The following is a 6,540-nucleotide window of genomic DNA, read 5'->3' as shown; positions in this document are numbered from 1 at the left end:
GCGNNCGGGGNNNCGGCCGGCCCCGCCGTCCGTACGGCCGGGTGCGGNCCCCGGGCCGCGACCGCCCGCCGGGGCGGCGGCCCCTGCCTCCCGGGCCCCGGGCCGGAGGGCCTCCGGGGCCGGCCGGCGGCGCTCAGCCGGTCCACGTCCAGTCGGCGACCTCGGGCATGTCGGTGCCGTGCTGCCGGATCCAGGCGTGGTGGCGGGTGCGGGCGTCCGCCATGGCCTGCCGTACGCCCGCCGCGCGGACGCCGAGGCCCGGGACGCGGTCGATCACGTCCATCACGAGCCGGTAGCGGTCGAGGTCGTTGCGGACGAGCATGTCGAACGGCGTGGTGGTCGTACCCACCTCCTTGTAGCCCCGCACGTGCGTGCCGCCGTGCCCGGCGCGGCGGTAGGCCAGGCGGTGCACCAGCCACGGGTAGCCGTGGTACGCGAAGATCACCGGCCGGTCGCGGGTGAACAGCGCGTCGTACTCCCCGTCGGACATGCCGTGCGGATGCTCCTCGCGGGGCATGAGCCGGGTCATGTCGACGACGTTGACCACGCGCACGGCCAGGTCGGGCAGGTGGCGCCGCAGCAGCCGGGCCGCCGCCAGCACCTCCTGGGTGGGCACGTCGCCCGCGCAGGCGAGGACCACGTCGGGTTCGCGCGTGCCGTCCTCGGAGCCCGCCCACTCCCACACCCCGGCGCCGCGGGCGCAGTGGGCGCGGGCCTCGTCGAGGGAGAGCCAGTCGAAGCAGGGCTGCTTGCCCGCGACGACCACATTGACGCGGTCGCGGCTGCGCAGCGCGTGGTCGGCCGCCACCAGCAGGGTGTTGGCGTCCGGCGGCAGGTAGACCCGGACCACCTCGGGGCTCTTGTTGAGCACGTGGTCCACGAAACCGGGGTCCTGGTGCGAGAAGCCGTTGTGGTCCTGGCGCCACACGTGGGACGTCAGCAGGTAGTTGAGGGAGGCGACGGGGGCGCGCCACGGCAGTGCGCGGGAGGTCCGCAGCCACTTGATGTGCTGGTTGACCATGGAGTCGACGATGTGCACGAACGCCTCGTAGCAGGAGAACAGCCCGTGGCGGCCGGTCAGGAGGTAGCCCTCCAGCCAGCCCTGGCAGGTGTGCTCGGAGAGGATCTCCATCACCCGGCCGTGCGGGTCCAGGTGCTCGTCGGTGTCGAGGACCGGTTCCTGCCACGCCTTGCCGCTGGCCCCGTACACCGCCTGGAGGCGGTTGGAGGCGGTCTCGTCCGGGCCGACGAGCCGGAAGTCGCGGCGGTCGGCGGTGGCGGCCATGACGGCCTCCAGCAGGTCCCCGAGGACCCGTGTCGGCTCGTGCCGGGTGGCGCCCGGCCGGTCCACGGCGACGGCGAAGCGCTCCAGCGGCGGCAGGGGCAGGTCCCGCAGCAGCAGGCCGCCGTTGGCGTGCCGGGACGCGCCCAGCCGGCGCCCGCCCTCCGGTACGCAGGCGAGCACCCGCGGCCGGGGGCGGCCCCGCTCGTCGAACAGCTCCTCGGGGCGGTAGGAGCGCAGCCACGCCTCCAGCCGTTCGCGGTGCGCCGGGTCGTCCCGCACGCCGGAGAGGGGGACCTGGTGGGAGCGCCAGGTCCCCTCGACGGGCAGGCCGTCCACCTCGGCCGGGCCGGTCCAGCCCTTCGGCGTGCGCAGGACGATCACGGGCCACCGCGGCCGTCCGCCCGGTCCGCCGGCGCGGGCCTCCCGCTGGATGCGGCGGATCCGGGCGACCGCCGTGTCCATCGCGGCCGCCATCGCCCGGTGGACCCGGCGCGGGTCGTCGCCGGTGACGTGCAGGGGGTCGTGGCCGTAGCCGCGCAGCAGCTCGTCGAGTTCCTCCTGGGGGAGGCGCGCGAGCAGGGTCGGGTTCGCGATCTTGTACCCGTTGAGGTGGAGGACGGGCAGGACGGCTCCGTCGTGGACGGGGTCGAGGAACTTGTTGGAGTGCCAGGACGCGGCGAGGGGGCCGGTCTCCGCCTCGCCGTCGCCGACGACGCACGCCACCAGGAGGTCGGGGTTGTCGAACGCCGCGCCGTACGCGTGGGAGAGCGCGTAGCCGAGTTCGCCGCCCTCGTGGATCGACCCGGGGGTCTCCGGCGCCACGTGGCTCGGCACCCCGCCGGGGAAGGAGAACTGGCGGAAGAGGCGGGCCATGCCCTCCTCGTCCCGGCCCACGTTCGGGTACGTCTCGCTGTAGGTGCCCTCCAGCCAGGAGTTGGCGAGCACGGCCGGTCCGCCGTGTCCGGGCCCCCAGACGCACAGGGCGTCGAGGTCGTGGCGGCGGATCACCCGGTTGAGGTGGGTGTGCACGAGGTTGAGGCCCGGGGAGGTGCCCCAGTGCCCCAGCAGCCTCGGCTTGATGTGCTCCGGCTCCAGCGGCTCGCGCAGCAGCGGGTTGCCCATCAGGTAGATCTGGCCGACGGACAGGTAGTTGGCCGCCCTCCAGTGGGCGTCGAGCGCGTCGAGTTCCTCTTCGGTCGGGGCGGTGCCGTCCGGGTGGTCGTCCTCGTGCATGCTTCCTCCGTCTCGTGGGTGGGGCCGGGCGGTCGGGGGCGGCGGTCCGGCGGCCGCCGTCGTGCGGCGGGTCCCGGGCCTGTGGCGTCCCGCCCGCCGGGAGGCGCGGACCGTACGTGCCCGCGGCGGGCNGGGCCCCGGGCCGCCGCCGCGACCGGTCCTGCCGGCGACCGGTCCGCGCCGTCCCCGGCGCCGGGCCGGGGCGGTCCGGGTGCGGGTCGTGCCCGGGCGGTCGACGGGTACCCGGCCCCGGCCCGTCCCACCACCGCGGGCCGGGCGGACGGNNCGTGAGGNGCCNCNNGCCNGCGCCGGGCCCGGCNCGGCCNCCGGCCCGNNNCCGCGCCGGGCGCGGGAACGGGCCGGTGGGCCGGTGGGCCGGTGGGCCGGTGGGCCGGACTCAGCCCAGGACCGCGCCGGCCACCAGGAAGGCGACGATCGCCGCCAGCAGGACGCCCATCAGGGGCGCCACGAAGCGCAGGTACCGGTCGTAGGGGATCTTGGCGAGGGCCAGGCCGCCCATGACGACGGCCGAGGTCGGGGTGACGAGGTTCACCCAGCCGGAGGCCGACTGGTACGCGGTGACCACCAGGGCCCGGCTCACCCCGGCGAAGTCGGCCAGGGGGGCGAGGATGGGCATGGCGAGGGCCGCGTGGCCGGACGAGGAGGGGACGAAGAACGCCAGCGGGAGGTTGACCACGAACACCAGGGCGGCGAACACGCCGGAGGAGGTGCCGGACACCGCTTCCTGGAGGGTGTCGAGGATGGTGTCGGTGACACTGGCGTTGTTCATGATCACCGTGACGCCCCGCGCCAGCATGACGATCATCGCCGCCCCGACGAAGTCCCCCGCGCCGGCGGTGAAGGCGTTCACCGTGCCCTTCTCCCCCAGGCCGCCGGCCAGTCCGACCAGGACCGCCGCGACGAGGAACAGGGCGGCGAGCTCGGGGAAGTACCACCCGAGCGTGGGCAGGAAGGCCACGCCCAGGTCGGACCAGGGGACCACCGCGAAGACCATGAACAGGAAGGTGGCCGCGAAGAGGCACAGGACGAGGCGCTGGCGGACCGTCAGCCCCGCTGCCCGGGCGCCCTCCTCCCTGGTGCGCAGGTCGTCCTCGGTGAGCGGCGTCAGCGACCGCGAGGGGTCCTCGGCGACGCGGCGGGCGTAGCGCACGACGTACGCGGCCGCCAGCGCCGTCAGGCAGGCCCACATCAGCAGCCGCAGGACGATGCCCTCGCCCGTGCCGATGCCGGCGCTGTCGGACGCCACCCCGGTGGCGAAGGGGTTGACGGTCGAGGCGAGGGTGCCGACGCCGGCGCCCACCATGATGACCGCCGCGGCGACCATCCGGTCGTACCCCAGGCTCAGCATCAGGGGGATCATCAGCCCGTAGAAGCCGAGGGTCTCCTCGGCCATCCCGTAGGTGGTCCCCCCGAGGGAGAAGACCGTCAGCAGCACGACCAGGAGCAGGGTCCGGTGGCTGTGCAGGCGCTGCGCGAGCCGCGCCACCCCGGCGGTGAGGGCGCCGGTCCGCAGTGTGACGGTGATGAAGGCGCCCACGGCCAGGATGAACAGGAACACCCCGGCGGCGCCCGCGAAGGAGCCGGCCGCCCCGGGCGCGGTGAGGCCCGTCTCCGCGTCGGTGACGCCGTACAGGCCGTTGACCGGGGAGAGGAACAGGTCCTTGAGCCGGTCCTGGAAGCCGGCGGCCCGCTCCACGGGGTGGTAGGTGCCCGGGACGGGGCTGCCGTCCTCGGTCTCGTAGCGGCCGGCGGGGATCACGAAGGTCAGGGCCCAGACCGCCAGGGTGACGACGGCCAGGACGGTGAAGGCGGAAGGCAGGCGGAACCGGTGCCGGGGGGCGCCGGGCGTGCCGGGGTCCGCCGCCGCCCGGTCGGGCCGCGGGGAGGTGAGGGGGCTGCCGGTGGAGCTCATGTCGGGTCCTGGGGTCCGTCGTGGGCGGCCCCGTGGGGGCGGCCGCCGGGGGTGACGACGGTGCCGGCGGCGCCGTCGAGTATCGCCCGGGCGTCCTCGAGGGCGCCGATGGCGGCCATGCCGCCGGTGAGTTCGGCGAACCGGCACACGGCGTCGACCTTGGGGCCCATGGAGCCGGCCGGGAACCGGTGGGCCCTCAGGGCCGCGGGGGTGGTCCGTCCGACGGGTTCGGCGTCGGGCGTGCCGTAGCCGAGGGAGACGTGGGGCACGTCGGTGAGCAGCAGGAGCGCGTCGGCGTCGAGCGCCTCGGCCAGGAGCGCGGCGGTGAGGTCCTTGTCCACCACGGCCTCGACGCCGGTCAGCCGCCCCCGCTCGTCGCGGATCACCGGTACGCCGCCGCCCCCGGCGCACACGGCCACCGCCCCCGAGTCCAGCAGCAGCCGGATCAGCCGGGTCTCCACGACGCGCTGCGGGCGGGGGGAGGGGACGACGCGCCGCCAGTGGGCGCCGTCCGGCCTGACCGTCCAGCCGCGCTCGGCGGCCAGCCGCTCCGCCTCGGCCCGGTCGTAGACGGGGCCGACGAACTTGGCCGGGTCGGCGAAGGCGGGGTCGGCCGCGGAGACGAGGGTCTGGTTCAGCAGGGCGCACACCTGGCGTCCGGGCAGGGCGTTCTGCAGGGACTGCAGGAGCCAGTAGCCGATCATCCCCTGGGTCTCCGCCCCGAGGACGTCGAAGGGGTAGGGGGTGCTCAGGGAGCGGTCGGCGGCGCTCTGCAGGGCGAGCACACCGACCTGCGGGCCGTTCCCGTGGGTGATGACGAGTTCGTGCTCGTGCGCGAGGGGGGCGAGGGCGGACACGGCGGCGCGGACGTTGGCGAGCTGCACGGCGGCGTCCGGCCGCTCCTCGCGGCGGAGCAGGGCGTTCCCGCCCAGGGCGACGACTACACGCATGACAGTGTTCTCCGGGGTAGAGGGGGTGCCGGCTTCAGTCGCCGAGGGTGGCGACGAGGACCGCCTTGATGGTGTGGAGCCGGTTCTCGGCCTGGTCGAACACGATGGAGTGGGCGGACTCGAAGACCTCCTCGGTGACCTCCAGCGCGGTCATGCCGGTCCGCGCCGCGATCTTGGCGCCGACGGTGGTGTCGCTGTTGTGGAAGGCCGGGAGGCAGTGCATGAACTTGACCGCCGGGTTGCCCGTCGCCTTCAGGGTCTGCGCCGTCACCTGGTACGGCTTGAGGAGGGCGATGCGCTCGTCCCACATCTCCGGCGGCTCCCCCATGGACAGCCACACGTCGGTGTAGAGGAAGTCGGCGCCGGCCACGCCCTCGGCCACGTCCTCGGTCAGGGTGATCCGCGCGCCGCTGACGGCCGCCGCCCGCCGCGCCTCCTCGACGACCTCGGGGGCGTTGCGCAGGGAGGCCGGGCCGACCATGCGCACGTCCATGCCGAGCATCGCCGCGGTGACCAGCAGGGAGTTGCCGACGTTGTTCCCGGCGTCCCCCAGGTAGGCGAAGGAGACCTGCTCCAGCGGCTTGTCGGTGTGCTCCCACATGGTGAGGACGTCGGCGAGCGACTGCGTGGGGTGCCACTGGTCCGTCAGGCCGTTCCAGACCGGCACGCCGGCGTACCGGGCCAGCTCCTCCACCATGCTCTGGTCGCTGCCGCGGTACTCGATCCCGTCGTAGTAGCGGCCCAGGACGCGGGCGGTGTCCTTGATGGACTCCTTGTGCCCGAGCTGCGAGCCGGACGGGTCGAGGTAGGTCACGTGCGCGCCCTGCTGGTGGGCGGCCACCTCGAAGGCGCACCGGGTCCTCGTCGAGGTCTTCTCGAAGATGACCGCGATGTTCCTGCCCCGCAGCCGCTGCTCCTCGGTGCCCCGGCGGCGGGCCGCCTTGACGGAGGCGGAGAGCTCCAGCAGGTGGCGGAACTCCTCGGGGGTGAAGTCGAGCTCCTTCAGGAACGGGCGGTGGCGCAGGTCGACGGACACGGGGGACTCCTTGACGGGTGCGGGACGGGCGGGGTGCGGGACGGACGGGGCGCGGGACGGACGGGGCGCGGGACGGACGGGGCGCGGGACGGATGTTACCGTT

The 6,540-nt window shown here is 74.9% G+C and carries 4 protein-coding genes; all 4 read right to left on the bottom strand.

Translation table 11 applies throughout. The features are described 5' to 3' along the window. Positions 1–133: 133 nt before the first annotated feature. The 4 genes from MW084_RS22730 to argF all read right to left on the bottom strand — a co-directional run bounded on the left by MW084_RS22730 (position 134) and on the right by argF (position 6,437). Positions 134–2,518: a phosphoketolase family protein gene (locus MW084_RS22730; RefSeq protein ID WP_010472832.1), complete on the bottom strand. Its 2,385-nt coding sequence runs from the start codon at positions 2,516–2,518 to the stop codon at positions 134–136. Positions 2,519–2,915: 397 nt separating this feature from the next. Beyond that, entirely contained in the window at positions 2,916–4,451 is a 1,536-nt protein-coding gene (locus MW084_RS22725; protein WP_010475994.1) for a YfcC family protein, read from the bottom strand. Continuing rightward, positions 4,448–5,401 (bottom strand): carbamate kinase, encoded by a 954-nt coding sequence (locus tag MW084_RS22720; protein WP_010475996.1) that lies wholly within the window; start codon positions 5,399–5,401, stop codon positions 4,448–4,450. Before MW084_RS22720 ends, MW084_RS22725 begins: the two co-directional genes overlap by 4 nt. Before the next feature lie 34 nt (positions 5,402–5,435). After that, positions 5,436–6,437, bottom strand: a complete 1,002-nt coding sequence (gene argF / locus MW084_RS22715; protein ID WP_010475998.1) for an ornithine carbamoyltransferase — start codon at positions 6,435–6,437, stop codon at positions 5,436–5,438. Positions 6,438–6,540 lie beyond the last annotated feature (103 nt).

The organism is Streptomyces sudanensis, assembly GCF_023614315.1.
Taxonomy (GTDB): Bacteria; Actinomycetota; Actinomycetes; order Streptomycetales; family Streptomycetaceae; genus Streptomyces; species Streptomyces sudanensis.
This window is presented reverse-complemented; position numbering and strand designations above follow the sequence as displayed.